The 17,233-nt window shown below is 63.8% G+C and carries 15 protein-coding genes; 6 read left to right on the top strand and 9 right to left on the bottom strand.

Annotated elements, in window-relative coordinates; translation table 11 throughout:
* Positions 1 to 55: 55 nt before the first annotated feature.
* Both LZC95_00730 and LZC95_00725 read left to right on the top strand, forming a co-directional pair.
* Complete coding sequence (locus LZC95_00730; protein WXA95365.1) at positions 56 to 1,369, top strand: glycoside hydrolase family 88 protein; 1,314 nt, start codon at positions 56 to 58, stop codon at positions 1,367 to 1,369.
* A 148-nt stretch (positions 1,370 to 1,517) separates the two neighbouring features.
* Positions 1,518 to 2,051 carry a hypothetical protein gene (locus LZC95_00725; GenBank protein WXA95364.1) on the top strand — a complete coding sequence of 178 codons (534 nt, stop codon included), beginning with the start codon at positions 1,518 to 1,520 and terminating at the stop codon, positions 2,049 to 2,051.
* A 3-nt stretch (positions 2,052 to 2,054) separates the two neighbouring features.
* Here the strand turns inward: LZC95_00725 and LZC95_00720 are convergent, their stop codons facing one another.
* Together LZC95_00720 and LZC95_00715 are read right to left on the bottom strand one after the other, a co-directional pair.
* Positions 2,055 to 3,473, bottom strand: a complete 1,419-nt coding sequence (locus tag LZC95_00720; protein ID WXA95363.1) for a M28 family metallopeptidase — start codon at positions 3,471 to 3,473, stop codon at positions 2,055 to 2,057.
* A gap of 952 nt (positions 3,474 to 4,425) precedes the next feature.
* Positions 4,426 to 5,442 (bottom strand): hypothetical protein, encoded by a 1,017-nt coding sequence (locus tag LZC95_00715; protein ID WXA95362.1) that lies wholly within the window; start codon positions 5,440 to 5,442, stop codon positions 4,426 to 4,428.
* Positions 5,443 to 5,619: 177 nt separating this feature from the next.
* On the opposite strand from LZC95_00715, the gene LZC95_00710 reads away from it, so the two are divergent.
* Positions 5,620 to 6,270 carry a glutathione S-transferase family protein gene (locus LZC95_00710; protein ID WXA95361.1) on the top strand — a complete coding sequence of 217 codons (651 nt, stop codon included), beginning with the start codon at positions 5,620 to 5,622 and terminating at the stop codon, positions 6,268 to 6,270.
* On the opposite strand, the gene LZC95_00705 is transcribed toward LZC95_00710, so the two are convergent.
* Entirely contained in the window at positions 6,254 to 6,679 is a 426-nt protein-coding gene (locus LZC95_00705) for a hypothetical protein (protein ID WXA95360.1), read from the bottom strand. The genes LZC95_00710 and LZC95_00705 overlap by 17 nt on opposite strands.
* Before the next feature lie 280 nt (positions 6,680 to 6,959).
* Here LZC95_00705 and LZC95_00700 point away from each other — a divergent pair, with 280 nt between their 5' ends.
* Positions 6,960 to 7,817: an alpha/beta hydrolase gene (locus LZC95_00700; protein WXA95359.1), complete on the top strand. Its 858-nt coding sequence runs from the start codon at positions 6,960 to 6,962 to the stop codon at positions 7,815 to 7,817.
* A 17-nt stretch (positions 7,818 to 7,834) separates the two neighbouring features.
* On the opposite strand, the gene LZC95_00695 is transcribed toward LZC95_00700, so the two are convergent.
* Positions 7,835 to 8,893, bottom strand: a complete 1,059-nt coding sequence (locus LZC95_00695) for a hypothetical protein (GenBank protein ID WXA95358.1) — start codon at positions 8,891 to 8,893, stop codon at positions 7,835 to 7,837.
* 114 nt (positions 8,894 to 9,007) lie between these two features.
* Here LZC95_00695 and LZC95_00690 point away from each other — a divergent pair, with 114 nt between their 5' ends.
* Both LZC95_00690 and LZC95_00685 read left to right on the top strand, forming a co-directional pair.
* A complete protein-coding gene (locus LZC95_00690; protein WXA95357.1) occupies positions 9,008 to 10,063 on the top strand; it encodes a histidine kinase in 1,056 nt (351 codons plus the stop codon).
* Positions 10,060 to 10,830, top strand: a complete 771-nt coding sequence (locus LZC95_00685; protein WXA95356.1) for a LytTR family DNA-binding domain-containing protein — start codon at positions 10,060 to 10,062, stop codon at positions 10,828 to 10,830. Before LZC95_00690 ends, LZC95_00685 begins: the two co-directional genes overlap by 4 nt.
* Here LZC95_00685 and LZC95_00680 read toward each other — a convergent pair.
* The 5 genes from LZC95_00680 to LZC95_00660 form a co-directional block, all read right to left on the bottom strand.
* The gene (locus LZC95_00680) at positions 10,786 to 11,688 is read right to left on the bottom strand and encodes an HlyD family efflux transporter periplasmic adaptor subunit (protein WXA95355.1); all 903 of its coding nucleotides are present in this window, start codon (positions 11,686 to 11,688) and stop codon (positions 10,786 to 10,788) included. The genes LZC95_00685 and LZC95_00680 overlap by 45 nt on opposite strands.
* Positions 11,685 to 12,374 (bottom strand): ABC transporter ATP-binding protein, encoded by a 690-nt coding sequence (locus tag LZC95_00675; protein ID WXA95354.1) that lies wholly within the window; start codon positions 12,372 to 12,374, stop codon positions 11,685 to 11,687. Before LZC95_00675 ends, LZC95_00680 begins: the two co-directional genes overlap by 4 nt.
* Positions 12,375 to 12,385: 11 nt before the next feature.
* Positions 12,386 to 13,516 carry an ABC transporter permease gene (locus LZC95_00670; GenBank protein WXA95353.1) on the bottom strand — a complete coding sequence of 377 codons (1,131 nt, stop codon included), beginning with the start codon at positions 13,514 to 13,516 and terminating at the stop codon, positions 12,386 to 12,388.
* Positions 13,513 to 14,826, bottom strand: a complete 1,314-nt coding sequence (locus LZC95_00665) for a TolC family protein (protein ID WXA95352.1) — start codon at positions 14,824 to 14,826, stop codon at positions 13,513 to 13,515. Before LZC95_00665 ends, LZC95_00670 begins: the two co-directional genes overlap by 4 nt.
* A gap of 100 nt (positions 14,827 to 14,926) precedes the next feature.
* Positions 14,927 to 17,146, bottom strand: coding sequence for a zinc-dependent metalloprotease (locus LZC95_00660; GenBank protein WXA95351.1), 2,220 nt, complete (start codon positions 17,144 to 17,146; stop codon positions 14,927 to 14,929).
* Between the last annotated feature and the right edge of the window lie 87 nt (positions 17,147 to 17,233).

The raw sequence follows: 17,233 nt of genomic DNA, 5'->3' as shown, positions 1-17,233 counted from the left end.
CCTGCAACGTCAGCCCCTAAAACATCGCCACCTGAAACATCGAAGGGAGGACCTCATGAGCCGCGGACAACTGCGCCCCATTGGCCGTCGTGTATCTTTTGCATTCGCCATGGCTTGCATGGCGATGCCCGCCTGCGCTTGGGGGACGGACGATAGCACGGACGGCGCAACGGACAATTCCAATATGGGACATACGGACGTTTCGACCGATGCAATTCAGACAACCGACGGCGTCTCGGCCACGGAATCGGCTGCATTGGAACTCGATTTGAATGCCGATGTCACATTGCGCATCGGAAATGGGACAGACGTCGACTGGTCGGTCGCAATCGTGGAATCCACGATGAAGCGCTTCACACCGAGCCAATTGGGCGGCTGGGGGTACACGCAAGGTCTCTATTTATGGGGGCAGTATCTCGTTTACCAGCGAACGCACGAACCTCGGTATTTGAGCTACATCAGGAGCTGGGCCGACCGATTCGTCGATAGCAATGGACATATCGACCATAGCTTCAACAATCTGGACAGCATGGAGTCGGGCAACGTTCTGCTGGCCCTCTATGCGGAAACGAAACAAATCAAGTACAAGACAGCAGCGACGCAAATTCGCAACCGGCTCAAAACCTATCCGCGCACGCAAGACGGTGGATTCTGGCACGCGACATCGCGCCAACACCAGCTTTGGTCGGACGGCGTTTTCATGGTCAATCCATTCTTGGCACGATATGGGAAGAGCATCGGCGAGGCCGCGTATGCCAACGACGAGGTGACGAAGCAGCTTCTCGTCTATGCCAATCATCTCCAAGTGCAAAATGGGCTATTGAAACACGCCTACGACGAGTCGCGCACGCAAAGCTGGGCCGATCCGGAGACGGGGCGCTCGGCGGAACATTGGTGCCGGGCCATCGGCTGGTATGGCATGGCCACGATTGACGTGCTGGAGATCCTTCCGCTGACCCATCCCAATCGGGCGAAGCTTCTTTCGGTGCTGGAGAAGCTGGTGGCCGGCTTCAAGACGTACCAAGACCCGGCCACGGGCCGTTGGTTCCAGGTCGTCGACAAAGGGAATCTCTCGGACAATTGGACCGAGACGTCGTGCTCCGCGATGTACACGTACACGATCTCGCGCGCCGTGGAGCGTGGCTACATCGATCCGAGTTACAGAACGGTGTCGACCAAGGGCTACCAAGGCGTGCTCGCGCGCGTCTCCAACGGAAGCGATGGTCTCACCAACGTGAGCGAAATTTGCATCGGGACCAACGTGGGCGATCTCGCCTTCTACCTGGCGCGCCCGCGCAAGATGAACGACCTGCACGGGCTCGGCGCGGTGCTGATCATGAACGAGCAGCTCGCGCGGACGGGTGGATAGGCGCAGAAGAAAGGAACCGCCAAGACGCCGAGGACGCCAAGATTTGATTGATGTGCTGGTGCGTCGACGACGGCGTTGCTTCACGAATCCCCTAACCCTGGCGTTCTTGGCGCCTTGGCGGTTTTCTTCTGCGGTAGACTTCCTCGGCGTGATGACGAAGCGAGCGAGACCGCGGATGGCCATGATGGCCCTGGCCCTGATGTTGGCGGCCGGGTGCAAGAAAAACGAGGCGCCGGTCGATCCGAAGCGGGCGGCGTTTCAAGAGGTGAACCGCAAGCTCGATCTGGCGAGCGGCGTCGTGGCGGCCGACGACGTGTCGCGTGGCGTCGGACAGCGCGTGCAACGCGTGCTCACGGGCGAGCGGAAGATTCCGCCCGAGCAGTTGAAGATCGTGGTGCAGGCCGGTGTCGTCGACCAGCACCGCCGCATCGTCATCTTGGCCAAGATGGAGCCTTTGAAAAAGGCTTCCTCGTCCGATCGAAAGATGCTCCTCGAGCAGGTGGCCGATGCCGCCTCGACGGAATTGCTCGAGGAGGACGAAATTGTCATCGGCATCCGCGAGGGCGTTTTTTACGGCGCCATCGGGCAGGGCATCGCCCATGGAGATCTCGAGCAGCAGGTCGGCTCGACGCTCGACACCGCGCCGCTCGAGAACGCCCTGGCGGAGATGAAGACGAAGTAGCTTTTACTGCGAGGGTCGCGGGAAGCTGACCGGGCTTCGATTCCCCTCGCGGTCGATGGCGCGCACCCCGAAGAAATAGTTGTCCTTCGACAGATTGGGCACCACGTAGGTGGTCACGTTGCCGGCGCGGATGGTGTCCGTCCAGAGAGGCTCGGTGGTCTCGCGGTAGACGATTTCGTAACCCGCGACGTCGGGCTCGGGGTTCGCGTCCCATGCGAGCTCGGTGTCGTTGGTGAGGCGCGCGGTCACGATCTTGAGCCCCTTCGGTGCGGCCGGCCCGCGCGCCAATGCCGCGAGCGCCGCCGCATTGACCTTGGCGACCCGCGTGGTGTACGCAAAATCGACGAACTCCGGCAGGTCGCCGTACTGGATCTCGCCCTCGATGCGCACATCCTGGTGCTGGTGCGCATAGTTCTCGTGCGGCTCGGTGAACCGCACCGCGGGATAACCCTGCTCCAAAAAGGGAATGTGGTCGCCACCGCGCCGGTAGCGATCGCGCCGGTACATGATGTTGACGCGCATGCCGGTGGCGCTGTTCTCGCCCACGTCCTTGATGAAGCGCGCGAGTTGGCGCGATGGCGAATCGTTCTCGCCGCCGACGTTGCGGCGAATGCTCGCCTCCTCCGGCGTTTCGGCGGTGGGCACGCCCTCGGCAAACACGCGCACCGTACGAGGGTCACGCTCGCCGGTGTCGGCGCGCGAGCTGCCGACGATGTCGTTGGTGAACATGGCGGCAATGTTGCGGCCGGCGGACTTCGCCTGCGTCGCGAAGTACCTCGAGCCGTAGAGCCCCTGCTCTTCGCCCGCCACCGCCATGAACACGATGGTCGCGTCGAAGCTGCGCGTGGCCATGACGCGCGCCATTTCCAGCACGGCGGCCACGCCGGAAGCATCGTCGTTCGCGCCCGGAGAATCGCAGACCGCATTCACCGGATCGGTGCACATCGAGTCGTAGTGGCCGCTCACGACGTAGGTTCGATCGACGGATTCGGCCTGCGTGCCACGCAAAGTGGCCACCACATTGGTGATCCTCGTCGGCACCGGAATGCGCGATGCCGGCGGCTGCACGTAACTCTGGAGCTCGACGGTCATGCGCCCGCCCGACGTGGCGGCAATCGCCTCGAACTGCGCTTTCAGCCAATCGCGCGCCGCGCCAATGCCGCGCGTTGGATCGTCCTGTGCCGAAAGCGTGTTGCGCGAACCGAAGGCAACCAATCGACGGATCGTCCGTTCGACGTTTGCGTCATCCATCTCGCGCAGCATTTGCCGCACGTCCTGCGGCACGCGCTCGATTGCGAGCGCCGATTCGGCCGCCGCCGTTTCCGCGATTTGCAGCGACTGCTCGCCGCAATCCAAGACGAAGGGAACGAGCGCGATGAGCGCAACGCTTCCCACCAGCAAGTGCCCACGATACTGGACCATGGCGTTCCTCCTTTGGAAGAGAACCGCCGGGAGCCTAGCACCGATCAGCGGCGTGCGCGCCGTAGGAGGGTGCGAGTCCTTGTAATGCCAAAGAGTTGCAAACTCTGGCCTACACCTTTGCGGCGAATGCACGCTCCGCAAATGGGCTTACCGCGAATGTGCTTTCCGGCCACGCGAAATTGGCCACAAAGTGCACATTGGGGGCGCTCTTTCAATTCGCGCTGGTAGCAGCGATTGCACGCCGCGCGCCCGCTCTCGAGACGCATTTTCACCTTCTCGAGCTCGCCGCAAAGTGCACACTTCTCACGCGGTGCGTGATGACGCCCGTAACAGGTTGCACACACGGGTTTTCCACTGGTGGTGCGCGTCATCACGCGCGATGTGCGACGGCAATAGGTACACGCGGCCACCTGCACCGTCGTGCGATAACACGCCGCACAAAGCGGCTTGCCGTTGCGATCACGCGCTTGAACGATTTCTACATCGCCGCAACGCGAGCAGCGGACGCGCGGCCGGTATCGGTCACCATAGCAATAGGGACAAATGGCCTCGCCACGCGGCGAGCGCGCGGCGACGAGAGCGACATTCCCGCACACACGGCACTTCTCGTGGCTCGCAAACTCGCGCCGATAGCACCCGGGGCAAACGGGATTGCCGCGATCGCGAATCGCAATGGGTTTGCGAACGCGGCAGATGTAACAGCGCCCCACGTGAAGTTCCCGCAGGTAGCACTTGTTGCAATATCCGTTTACCCCGTCGGGGCGCGAGCGGATGGGCGCGACCGTTCCACACCGCGAGCATGGCTCCCGTGGCTGAAGCTCTCGCCGGTAACATGCCGAACAGACGTCATCGTCCACGACCGAGCTGTAAGCGACATTTTTGTTCGTGTGACAGAGACCGCACGATCCCCACGAGCCAGCCATGCACGAATGCTACCATCGCTCGCCGCGGATCAACGATACGGATTGTACGTGTATGTCGTGCTGACCGCTTCCGGGATGGTGAAGTAGTTCTTCACTAGCCCCGCCGGATCGTTGGCGAGGGCGCCACCCGCCGGGCCGTCGTCGTGATCGTCCCAGTTCCATGGCGTGTTTGCGGCATTCGTGTCGCATCCGATGGTGCCGCTGCCGCAGCCTCCGCTGTTGTCGCCGGCGAACGAGCCATAGCTGCCGAAGAGGGAGGCATTGTTCCGATTGTCCCAGAGACCGCCACTGGCGAAGATGTCGACCAATTTGTACGAAACGTGCCGGTCGTTCGGACCGGTGGGAACCCCCGCGTTGGTCAGCGACGGGTAATACACCACCCCGTCACCGTTGATGTCGTAATAAGGCCGGGCCTTCAAGCCGTGGCCCTTCGCCTCTTGGGCCGTGACCGGGTGCGGGCTGCCCTCGAAGGTTTCGAACGACAAGGTGCCATCGACGCTCTCCGCGCCTGTCTTCCAGTCGACGCCCGACGGCACGAAGGAGAAGAAGTCCGAGTGGGCCACGGTGACCGCGGATTTCAGCACACCGTATTGCGAGCCGTCACGCGCAACTGTGAAGAGCACACCCTCCGTATCGTTCTCGTGCTCGCTGTCGAAGTAGAAATCCGACCAATCCCGCGGGTGGAAGAAGACGTAAACGATGAACCAATGCGTGCTCGTCTCGGCGACGGAATAATAGGCGTGCGCGGAGAGCGGGTAGCTCGCATTGGCCGCATTGTCCCAATTGTTGCGTCCATTCAAATCGCCATCGTAGTCGTAGCGCGCAATGTAATCGGCCGCGCCGCCGAGTGCATGGCTGCCGGTTTGGTCCACGTCCTGGTAATGCACCGGCGCCCAATGGAGGGCCAGCGCCGCGCGATCGGCCGCGTTCTGAGCTGAAAGTTCTGCACTCGTCGATCCGGTGGTTTCGTCGGTATTCGCGGCGCAAGCCGATAGGGCTCCGAGCATGACGGAAATGCAGATGCTGCGACGTACGCGCATTCTCATGGACATTCCTCCTTGTTCCCCGGCGTTCAGCCCCCGGTTTTACCGAGGAAGGCGCGCAAGCTACAAGGACCAACGTCATCGTTGCGTGACAACTCGCGAACAATTCGATGCATGGCGCAACGCGCTATTTCCCCTCTCCTTTCGCGGCACACGGTCGGCAGGCTATGGTCGGCGGCAATGGAACGTGTGCTTTACGTTGGAACGAAGAACGCCTCGAGTTGGTCCCTGCGCGCTTGGCTTGCGCTTCGTGAACAGCGCATCCCTTTCGAAGAGCGCCTCATCGATATTCGACGTCCGCAACGCGCGGAGGAACTGGCCCGTGTGGCCAAGTTTTCCCCGCCGGGGGCGGTGCCGGTGCTCGTCGAGGGCGATACCGTCATCTTCGATTCGCTCGCCATCATGGAGTACGCGAGCGAAATCGGTGAGCGCCCGCTGCTCCCGCAAGATGCGCACCTGCGTGCACGGGCCCGCGCGCTCATGGCCTGGATGCACGCGGGCCTTTCCAATCTATGCGCACCGCTCTCGTTCGAGAGCACCTTTTACCCGACGCGCCCGCCGATGACCGAGGCGGTGCGGCGGGAGGGCAACCGCATCGTCGCCGTCTGGAGCGATGAGCTCACACGCCACGGCGGACCTTACTTGGTGGGCGACCTGTCCCTGGCCGATCTCGCATTCGTCCCCACGGTGCGACGCCTGCAGGCGCACGGCATCGACCTGGGCGCGAAGCCGCACGTCTCGGCATGGGCCGAGCGACTCATGCATCGACCCACCGTGCTCGAATGGATGCGGGAAGCGGAGGCGTTGCCGCCGGTCATCCTCGAGGAGTAACGGCGTTCGCAGCCTCGAAGCGCGCTTTGGTGCCGGCGCGGGACATGACGACCAGCATGACCACCGGCAAGGCAAGGCCGAGGAGGGTGCCACCGATGATGCCGATCAATCCACCGAATACGCCGGGATTCATGGCGTACTTCAAAGCTTGCTCCGTGATGGTGATGACCACGCTGACGGCACCGAAAATGAGAGCGTTGGTGCGTGCCCAGCCGCGCATCTTGAAAATGCCGATGCCGGTGATCAGCAAAACAATGGTGAGGACGGTGTCGATGCCGAACGAGACATATGCCCATGCTCGATAAGCGTTCGTCGCCGTCGGGTCGTAAATGAAACTTGAGGCCAGATCGGGCCAGACGATGCTGAGAGGGACGAGCAGCAACGAGAAACCAAGGCCCATGGCCCCCAAGATGACGGAGAAATAGGCAAGCACGGTGAGACCCGTGCTGCGTGCTGGCGCTACGGGATACGGGTGATAATTAGGAGTCGACACATGGACGCCCGCGGTTCCGGGCGGCGTGTAGGGATTGACCATCGGGCGCGATGCTACACGCGTACTTCCATGGATCGAAGAGAATGCTGGCGCGACCCAAGGCGATGGCCTCGGAATCCTTTTCTTGAACGGCGCACCTTGCCGACAAGCCGATATAACCCCATGATACGGTTAGCCACCAAGGAAGGAACCGATCATGGGTGAAATTTCAATTCACGCGGACGTGGCCGCGGTCAATGGCGTGCGCATGCACTACCTGCGCGCAGGAAAGGGCCCGCTCGTCGTGCTGTTGCACGGATGGCCGCAGACGAGCCATTGCTGGCGCCACGTCGTGCCGGAGCTCGCGGCGAAGTTCACCGTGCTTGCACCGGATCTGCGCGGATATGGCCGCACGGACAAGCCCACCACGGGCTACGACAAGCGGACCATGGCATCGGATATCGCCCAGCTCGTGGAGAAGCTGGGCTTCGACAAGGCCAGGGTCGTGGCGCACGATCGCGGCGCGCGCGTGGCGCACCGATGGGCGCTGGATCGGCCGGATCAGGTCGAACGGCTGGTGCTCATGGATATACTGCCCACGCGCGAGGTGCGCGAGCAGCTCGATATGGGCATTACCCACGGCTATTGGCACTGGTGGTTTCACCTGCAACCGGATTTGCCCGAGCAGCTCGTGGGACAAAACGTCGGCGCCTACCTCGGGTACTTCTTCGAGAAGTGGACGTACAATCGCCATGGCCTGCCCGCCTCGGCCATCGACGAATACGTGCGCGCCTTCTCCGCCCCGGGTGCGTTGCGCGCGGGGTTCGACGATTACCGGGCGACGTTTCCCACGGATCTCGATTTGGACGATGCGGATTTCGCGGCGGGCCGCCGCTTGAGCATGCCGCTTTTGCTCTTGTGGGGCTCGGAGAGCTTTCTCAAGAAGTTCCCCGTGGTCGATATCTGGCATCGGTACGCGACCGACGTGCGCGGCGAAGCCATTCCCGAGTGCGGCCACTTCATTGCCGAAGAGCGCCCCGCGGTCACATTGGAACATCTGAGGCGATTCCTCTGACGTCGTCGGGTAAATGCTCAGCGCCGGGGGCGGCGACGCGCGAAGAAGGCCAAGAGTCCGCCCACGGCCAAGATGCCGCCGATGGGGAGCGCATCCTCGGCCGGCGACATCGCGCACGACCATCCGCCGCCCTCCAGCGAGAAATCGCCCGGATTGCCGCCACCACCACCGCCGCCGCCATCGGTCCGCCCGGCGTCGCGCGCTCCTGCATCGCGCGATCCCCCTGCATCCCCCGCGTCGCCCGTGCTGCCATCACCGGGGCCCGTGCCACCGTCTCCCGTGCCGGTGCCGCCATCGATGGGCACGCACGCCGAGCCGCCATCGTCGCCCGCGAAGCAGTGATTGCCGGGTGGGCACTGACCACCGCCGGGGATGCGACAGCCGTCCACGCATACCTTGACGGTTTCATCGCAAATGCGGTCGGCACCACAATCCGTATCACTGTTGCATCCACAACTGCGCTGCGGCGAATTGCCGCCGCGGCAGATGCGACCGTGCGGGCTTGACTGGCAATCCGTATCGACGTTGCACTGGACGCAGCTGTGGGACGTGGTGTCGCAGACGGTCGCGCCGGGCTTGGCCGCGCAATCTTGGTCCGCCTCGCATTCGAGGCAGGTCAGGGTCAGCACGAGAAGGCGGCACTGGTCGCGGGGTGGCGACGTGCACTGCGCTCCCAGAGCGCAGAGCTTCGTGCACTGGCCGTTGTTGCATGCATAACCATTGTCGGTGTCGCACCCATTGCGTCCGGTAGCGCAGCCCGAGCGGCAGTACGGGGCCGACCCCGACGCGGGCGCCGGCCGGGTGCACAGAAGGCCCGATGTGGCATTTCCGCATTGGCCGTCGTTCTCACAACCGCATATGCCGGCGGGAAGAACGCACGCGGGGCTGCGGCCGCTGCACTGGCCTTGATTCGTCGCAGAGCACTCGGCGCATTGTCCAGCGTTGCAGGCGGGTGTCGGCGCCGCGCAATCCCTGTCGTCGAAACAGTTCCTCGCGGCGGCGGGGCGTGCGGTCGTGACGAGGGCCGTGGCAAACGCAAACGCCAGGGCAAATGGCATCCAGGGGCGAGAAGTCATCGCGTGCCTCCGTTCCCCTCGAGAATACCGGATTGCGCAGGTCGGGGCTTCTTTTGATATCACCGGCCCGAACCGCCCATCGACCCAGTGGTCGGCGATGCTATGTTTTCCCACGTGGCCAAGCCGAAATTCATCTTCCTGGGCCTGCTCGCAGCCCTGGCAGTTCTATATGTGCGGGACGTCGTGCGTGCGGCCTTCGGGGTTCCCGACGCACTGCCCACGCTCGCCGATTTCGTGATCAGCGGTATTTGGTTGTGCGCGCAGATGGTTCTGCTCACCATCGCCTTTCATCGGAGTAGGCAGCGAGGCTATGGGCCGAAGAAGGCGGCGTTGGTGTCGCTGCTGGTGGCGGCTGCCACCTCGGCCCCGGGCTATGGCGCTTTTTTGGTCCTTCGGCACGCGTTCCCCACGTGGGGGCTTCTCCCGCCCGAGCCCGGCGAGCCCGAGACGGCGACATTCTTGTTCGTGCTGGGATTGGCCGATTCGTTTTTCATCCTTTCCACGTGGACCTTGGTGATCTTCTATCCCACGGCCCTTCTCGAGGCGCGCGAGCGCGCATCCGAGGCGGACCGGCTGCGACGCGAAATGGAGCTGTATCGGATTCGCACCACGCTCGAACCGCATTTCGTGCTCAATACGCTGAATGCCATCGGCGGCCTGATGACCGAAGAGCCGGAAACGGCTCGTCAGCTCGTGGGCGACCTCGGCGCATTGCTGCGCGATCTCGTGCGCGAATCGCAGGAGCGGGAGCGACCGCTGGGGGACGAGCTCGAATGGCTCGAACGGTATACGGCCATTCTGGAGACGCGTCATGCCGGGAGGCTCGCCTTCGAGTGGGACGTGGCGCCCGCCCTGCGCGCGCACAAAGTGCCGACGTTGGTGCTGCAGCCACTGGTCGAGAACGCCGTGCAACATGGGGCGCTTTGCCGAGCGTCGGACGGACGAATTCGGCTTTCGGCACATCTCGACAACGATCAGCTCGTCGTGGTGGTCGAGGACAATGGACCGGGGTTGGCCGAGGATGCTCCGCGCGAGGGCGCGCGAGGGCTCGACATGGTACGAAGACGTCTCGCCCTCGAGTCTCCCGACGCTATCTTACGCCTCGAGAGCTCGGACCGCGGAACCCGCGCGACACTTTCCCTTAACGCCGTTCAAGCTCAAACTGCATGATTTCGCCCCAACTCCGCGCCCTCGTCGTCGAAGACGAATGGCCCGCGCGCCATTACTTGATCGAATTGCTCCAACGCACGTCCAAGGTGGATGTCGTGGCCGCGGTGGCCACACTCGACGAGGCGATGCAAACGCTCCAACGGGTGGACGTCGATGCGGTGTTCGTGGACATCATGCTCTCGGGCAAATCCGGAGATACTTCCGGGCTGGATTGGATCCGAACCGTCTCGCCGGCGCGTCCCATCCAATTCGTGTTGGCCACCGCCCTTCCCGAGCACGCGCTTTCGGCCTTCGATCTGGGGGTGAGCGACTATTTGCTCAAACCGTTCACGGCCATTCGTGTCGCGCAGTGCGTGGAGCGGCTCCTTGCCGCGCGCCCCGTGAAGGAGCCCTCCGCCGAGCCAGCGGGGCCGCGCAGGATCGTGGCGCGCGATGGCTCGAGCCTGGTATTCGTCCCGTTGGAAGAGGTTCTCGCCTTCGAAGCGGCGGCGCGCCTTTGCTTCGCGCATTGCGTGGGTGGGCGATTTTCCGTGGATTTGTCGCTGTCCGCGCTGGAGACGGCGTTCGAGGGCACGTTCCTGCGGGTGCACCGCAATTGGCTCGTGCGCCCCACGCTCGTGCGCCGCTACGTGAAAGAGATGGCCGAGCTCTTGGTGCAACTCGGCGAGCGCTCGTGCCTCGTGCCCGTATCGCGCGACCGCGCGCAGGCGGTGAAAGATGCGCTATTTGCGAACGCGGTCGGCCTCCGGCGTGGGGGCGGAGGGTAAAATGCGCACCAGCACGCGCTGCCCGATGCGGATTTCCTGCGAGTCGATGGCCAGCACGCACTCCACCACGCGCTGATCGACTTTCTCCGCCGGGTCGTCACTCGGTTGCTTCAAGCCGAAGACGCGCCCCACGCGCAGCACCTTCGCCGGGTACACCTGCGATTCGTCCGATTCGACGAGCACCTCCGCGGGCATGCCCGGGGTTACCTTGTCCACGAAGCGATCCACCAATTCACTGCGCACGATGCGCTTTGCATCGGGCGCGAAGAGAAACAGGGGTGTCACATTGAGCGTGCTGACGCCGTCGCCCGGGCGCGCGTAGCGGCGAATGACCTCGCCGTCGAGCGGTGCGCGCACCGTGCGCAGGCTCACCTCGTACGCGGCCAAAGCTTGCCGGGCGCGCGCCACCTCGATGTTGGCGCGTGCGGCGGCGATGTCGGTCGCCACCAGCGCCTGCTCGTCCCGCGCCCGATCGAGCTCGCCCTTCGGCGCGGCGCTGGAAGCGGTGAGCCCCTCGAGCCGCCGCACCTCGCGATCGGCCGCGCGCGCACGCACTTCCAACGAGGCCAGCGCGGCCCGCGCTTGGGCGAGCTCCTTGTTCGCCACGGTCGCGGAGAGCGCGGCCTGCTGATCATCGAGCTGCGCGAGCGGGGTGCCCGCCTTGACGTTCGCACCTTCCTCGACGAACACCTGCTTGATGAGGCCATCACGGCTCGCCGCCAGCTTGATCACGCCGCCCTCGATATCGATTTTCCCTTTGGCAACGGCCACCCATGGGGTGCTCTTCTCCGCGGGCTCCTCGAGCGGCTTGCTGCACGCGAACAACGCCAGCGCGAGCAAAATGATAGGGCGCTTCATGACGGACGCTCGTCGCTCACGATGACGCCGTCCTCGACGTTGATGACCCGATCGGCGTGCCGGAGCAGACGCCCATCGTGCGTGACCCCGAGCACGGTGGTGCGGTGCTGGCGTGCAATGCGGTGGAGCAACTCGATGACGATTTGGCCATTGTGACCGTCGAGGGCACTCGTGGGCTCGTCGGCAAAGAGCAGCTCGGGCTGTTTCACCAGCGCCCGTGCGATGGCCACGCGCTGTTTTTCCCCGCCGGACAACTCCGCGGGTCGGAGATTCTTGCGGTGCGAGAGCCCCACCTCGTCGAGCGCACGCTCGGCACGCGCACTCGCCGCCCGGCCGGTGATGCCGCGGTAGCGCAACAAGACGAGAAGCTGCTCCAGCGCCGTGAGCGACGGAAAGAGGTTGAACCCTTGAAAGACGAACCCCATGTGCGCGAGGCGAAACGCATCGAGCCGCGCCGGCGACAAGGTCCATAAATCGGCGCCGAGCACGTGCACGGTACCGCGATCGGGGCGGAGAAGGCCGCTCAAAATCGCCAGCAAGGTGCTCTTGCCCGAGCCTGAGGGGCCGATGATCAAGGTCAATTCACCGGGGCACACATCGACGTCGATGCCGCGCAACACGGTGGTCACGGTCTTGCCGCTGGTGAACGAGCGGTGCAGTTCTGTGGCGGAGATGGTCGAGTTCACGGAAGGGTCTCTCATCGAAGAAGGGACGCAGGCTCGGCCCGCGCCAGTTGACGAACCGCGAGAAGGCCCGAGCACGCGGCAATGGCCAACACGAGAACCGAGGTGCCGGCCACCGCCACGGGCGGAACCAGCATGGTCACGGCCATGCGATCGGCGGCCATTCGTAGGGCGAAGGTGGTGAGCAGGGTAATGACCAATCCAATGAGCCCCACCCACAGCGATTGCTCCAGAACGACGCGCCGCAATGCACCGAGCGACACGCCCAACGCGCGCAACGTGGCGTATTCACGCAGCGAAGCCACGATGGCCGCCATCAAGGTCTGGCTCGTGATCACCGCGCCCACCACCGCGCCGAGAAGCGAGGAGAACGCGAAACCCGAGCCGGAGCCGGATTCCATGACCCAATACATTTGCGATTGCGACGAGAACTCCTCCGCCGTCCACACCGTGAATGGGCGAAATGTCCCCTTGGGTTGCAGCGCATCGCGCACGGCCTCGGCCCGCTTGGGATCGCGCAGCTTGACGAGGTAATAGGCGACATCCTCCGTGTGGAGCAGCGAAGGATCGATGCGGCGTGCCGTCGCCAGGGAGGAGACGATGTTGGCGCCACCCGGCGCGCGGATGCCCCGCACGGTGCCGACGACTTTGACGTGACGGCCATTGAGCTCGGCGTGATCACCCACCTCGACACCCAGCTTTTCCTGGTCCGCCGCGTCGATGACGATGCCATCGGGCTCGTCGAGCAAGTGGCGCTGCTCGGCGTTGAGAAGCTTGCCGAAGGTGAGCGCGTCCGCTCGCGTATCGACGCCGACGAGGTAGCCGCTCACCGGTGCGCCGTCGGGCCGGCGGAAGTCGCCACCGCCCCAGTTGAAGGCTTCCACACGCACCACCTCGGGGTGCATCCAGAGTGAGGTCAAGGTTCGCTCGGGGATGTTGCGCGCTTGATCGACGGCCGGCGTATCGCGAAATCCGACCCACAGATCCGCGCGCGATTGGTCGATGTACACGGTGACGTTGGCAAAGGCGCCCACCAAGAGCGCAATCTGCACGAGCACCAACAACCCCGAGAAAGCGACCGCGAACACGGCGGGCACGAAGCGCCGCCACTCGTGAATCAGGGTCGCGCGTGCGAGGGAAATCATGGCCCGCCCACGACCCGGGTGAGGGTCGAGCGCGAAAGACGCACCTCGGCCTCCGCGTCGATGGCGGAGAGCTCCGCCTGCAGCCATTTCACCTGCGCATCGCGGATCTCCAACGTGGAGCCGGTGCCGGCCTCGAAGCGCTCCTCGGCCAGCCGCAGATCGAGCCCGGCGAGCCCGCGGCTTCGCTCGGCAATGACGTACGCATTCCAACTCGCGGCATGGGTCGCGACGGCCTGCCGTATCTCCGCTTCGATTTGGACTTCCGCGCGGCGTGCCTCGAGCTTCACTTGCTCGACGCGGAGCTTCGCGCTTGCGACCGCCGCGGAGGTGGCGAATCCGTCGAAGATGTTCCAAGTCGCCACGATGCTTCCCTGGAAGGCATTTTGCTTCGAGGGGTCGGTGAAGAACGGTGAGAACGTCGCCCCCTGCCGCTGGTACCCGAGCTCCGCGGTCACGCGCGGAAACCACGCTGCGCGCGCCGTGGCAATCTGCCGTTCGGCGGCCTCGCGCTCGCGGATCAACGCCGTCAACAGCGGCCGCTTCGCGCGCGCCCGCGCAAGCCACCGAGGCAGCGCATCGGCCGGCTCGGCAGGTGCCAAGGGTCCAAGCGGCGCCAGCGCCCCAATCGCGAAACCATCGTGATCGAGGAGCAACCAAGCCGCGAGCGCGCTTCGACCATGGGTCACGCGCGCCTCTTGCCGCGCACGCGCCAGCTGGTCGTTCGCGTGATTGAGCTCGGCGTCGATGACGTCGCGGCGTTGCGCACGGCCGTAGGCAAGCTGCACCTCGGCGCGCTTTTTCTGCTCCGCCGAGTGCTCGATGGCCCGATCCAGCGATTCGCGAACGCGCGTCGCGCGCCACACCTCGAAATAGAGTCGATCGGTCTCCAGGGTCACCGCGAGCTCTTGTTCCGCGAGCCGCCCTTTTTCCGCCTCGACCAAGGTGCGTGTGCGCGCAATCTCGTTCCAGAAGCGCCCGCCGTCGTAAAGCAGCTGCGAAATGCCGAGGCCGAGGCTGTAGACGGCTTGCTCGTACGCGGGCACCTCCACCGATTGCCGCTCGTACGCCTCGCCGGCCGGCCCCGAGGGAAACGTCGAGGTGTAACGCTGCGGGCCCGTCCAGATGGCGCCAAACTCCGCGCGCACGGCCACCTGCGGAAGCACGGCGGCACGCGCGATGCGCTGCTGCTCGCGAGCCTGCTGCACCTGCAGCGCGGCGACGCGAACATCGATGTTCTGCCGGGCGAGCCCCCGAGCATCCTCGAGGGTAAGCGTTGCGAGCAGTAGGGTGCTCGCAAAAAGACCAAACATGCTTGGAACCTGACGCACCGCCCCCCGGTGCCGCCGAGAAAACCGACGACGGACACCGGGTGGGCGACGGGCGGTGCCGGATGCCCTACGAGCGGATCGGCTACTTGTAATACGGGTGCGTCACGCTATCGATCCACGCGATGAGATCGTCCGTGCGCGTGGCCTCGCCGCCCGTGGCATCGTCACCCGGCTTCGGCCGCGAGGCCGCAAGCGAAGCGCGCGCGGCGAGCAGTGCGTCGTACGCTGCCTGAACTTGCATCTTCTTCAGCACGTCCACCGCGGTACGGCGCGTGTCCCATCCGCGGTAGCGATCGCCGTTGACGATGACGCCTTTCAACGACGTGGTGAATGCGGCCAACGCATCACCGGTGAGTACGAGGTCCCTTGCCGTGGAACCAGGCCGATTGGGCGGGTCGAAGAAGAGTCGATGGAGCAGATGATTCTGATACGCGCTCAAACGATTCGTGTACCCAGGATAGTTGATATTGTCCGCCGTGTGATCGATGCCCACGGCCAAAAGCTGATCGAGCTGCGACCATGCGCGCGCCTGGTCGGAGGATGTGCCCGAGATGAGGAAGCCCGATAGGCCCGTAAGGTAAAACCGATGGATGGCGCGCATGAAGGACCCGGTGGGATCCTGATTGCGCAACACGCTCTCGAGAAAGCCGTTGTAGGTGGGGCCCCAAAACTTGGCCAGAGGATCTTCGGTGTGGTCGTAGGCCATGCACGTCGGATCGACGCCGACGCTGTCGTCGGTGCAAAAAGGCTGCGCGGGCTCGCTCGACGAGAATCCATAGAGAAGACGAATGGCATCGTCGTCGTACGGCCCTGGGTGATCGCGATCGGCCGCCACGACATCCTCCGCGTCGAGGTAATCCATGACGGAGTTTTGCTGCGGCGATGGCACGAGGGATCCTTTGAAGTTGTGACGAAGACCGAGCGTGTGGCCAATCTCGTGCAGCGTGATGAAGGTGAGGAACTTCTCCACCGCGCGCGCCGGATCCACGCGCGTAGCCGCATTTTGCGGCAAACCCGTGCCGGGCGCCCAGAGTGTGCACAAGGGCGTCGGCCGGAACTCGCCCCACGTGATCGGAAGAGCCGGGGGCAGGATCTGCGGGACGCGTGCGCTGTCAGGCGCGCTCGATCCGGGCTGCGGGTCCAGCCGCTCGATGGCCTCCCGCAGCCATACGGCATTGAAGTAGACGCTGGCGCCGCGAATCTCGCCCGTATTCGGATTGACCCGCGAATCGGCAAAGGCAAACCGGTACGTGGGATCGTTATCGTAAATGACGTCATTCTCGTCGTCGTCCGTTTGCGCATCCGGAGTCGAGGCGACGTGTGCCTCCAAAGCCTTGAAGCCGAATACCGCGTTCCAGTTTTCGACGCCGGCCTGAATGGCGCCGACGATATCGTATTTTGGATACTGCGTGCCCAAATCGACGAATGGTCGAGAGATGCGCCAGCGAATCGGCTTCATGCCAGGGTGGATATTCCATTTGGCAACGGGTCTGAATTCGTTGACGGGCCTGACCATGTCGCCTGGATTCTTCGCCCGCAGCGGCTCGGCGCGAAGGAAGTACGGTCGAGAGAAACCGGTGGCATTTGCGGCTCGAAAATTCTCGCCCTCGGCGTAGCGGCGCAATGCAATGCCCAGCGTGCCCGAGACCGTCGGCTCCCGCCGAGGGGCCCCCGAGGCATCGTTCAGCGTGCCGGCGAACACTTGCTCGAAGGCCGCACCGTCGTGGATGGACCGAAAGCTTTGGAGATACGAAAGGTCCACGCGCAAACGGAGCGGGCTCGTCGCCTGGCTTTCATACGAGTCGGGCGCCACACCAAATCGACGGATGCCTGCCGCCGGGTCGAAAAGAACGTAATGGTCGTGTTCGGCCAAATGGAAGAAGGGCGCGTAATCGTCCACGATCGGATAGGCCTCGACCATCTGCAGCGGGTCGACAGGTACGCTGATCGCGTCTTTCGAGGTGCGACCATCCTGCACGTCGAGGACGAGGATTTTTCCGTCCTGTTCATGAAAAGCAACGACACGCGTACCAAGCGAGCGGACCGCGCTGGAGGCCGCCCTTCCTGGATATGCTTGCTTCATATCGGCGGATAGGAAATACCGTCGATCGAGCTCCTTCTTGCTGACTGCCAAATAAAACGATTCATTGTTTCCTCCATTCGCGCGCGGAATGGCAACGAAGGCTTGCCCCCGTTGAAGAACATCCGAATCGTTGGTCTGGGGCGAGTTTTCGCTCGTGCAGCCTACGGCGGCGACCGCCAGTGGCAAAAGAAGACGCCTCGCAGAACGAATTTTGGACATGTGACTCTCCCACGTCGTCAATCGTCTCGAGCAAGGGATATAACGAACTGACTTTTTTGAAATGTCGAAATCGACGCGGCTCATTTA

The sequence above is a fragment of the Sorangiineae bacterium MSr12523 genome, from assembly GCA_037157775.1.
GTDB lineage: Bacteria > Myxococcota_A > Polyangia > Polyangiales > Polyangiaceae > Pendulispora > Pendulispora brunnea.
This window is presented reverse-complemented; position numbering and strand designations above follow the sequence as displayed.

Excerpts from the sequence above, each read along its gene's own strand:
- LZC95_00720 (WXA95363.1), bottom strand. The coding sequence starts at position 3,473 with ATGGTCCAGTATCGTGGGCACTTGCTGGTGGGAAGCGTTGCGCTCATC.
- LZC95_00730 (WXA95365.1), top strand. The coding sequence starts at position 56 with ATGAGCCGCGGACAACTGCGCCCCATTGGCCGTCGTGTATCTTTTGCA.
- LZC95_00685 (WXA95356.1), top strand. The coding sequence starts at position 10,060 with ATGATTTCGCCCCAACTCCGCGCCCTCGTCGTCGAAGACGAATGGCCC.
- LZC95_00715 (WXA95362.1), bottom strand. The coding sequence starts at position 5,442 with ATGAGAATGCGCGTACGTCGCAGCATCTGCATTTCCGTCATGCTCGGA.
- LZC95_00680 (WXA95355.1), bottom strand. The coding sequence starts at position 11,688 with ATGAAGCGCCCTATCATTTTGCTCGCGCTGGCGTTGTTCGCGTGCAGC.
- LZC95_00670 (WXA95353.1), bottom strand. The coding sequence starts at position 13,516 with ATGATTTCCCTCGCACGCGCGACCCTGATTCACGAGTGGCGGCGCTTC.
- LZC95_00695 (WXA95358.1), bottom strand. The coding sequence starts at position 8,893 with ATGACTTCTCGCCCCTGGATGCCATTTGCCCTGGCGTTTGCGTTTGCC.
- LZC95_00710 (WXA95361.1), top strand. The coding sequence starts at position 5,620 with ATGGAACGTGTGCTTTACGTTGGAACGAAGAACGCCTCGAGTTGGTCC.
- LZC95_00660 (WXA95351.1), bottom strand. The coding sequence starts at position 17,146 with ATGTCCAAAATTCGTTCTGCGAGGCGTCTTCTTTTGCCACTGGCGGTC.
- LZC95_00665 (WXA95352.1), bottom strand. The coding sequence starts at position 14,826 with ATGTTTGGTCTTTTTGCGAGCACCCTACTGCTCGCAACGCTTACCCTC.
- LZC95_00700 (WXA95359.1), top strand. The coding sequence starts at position 6,960 with ATGGGTGAAATTTCAATTCACGCGGACGTGGCCGCGGTCAATGGCGTG.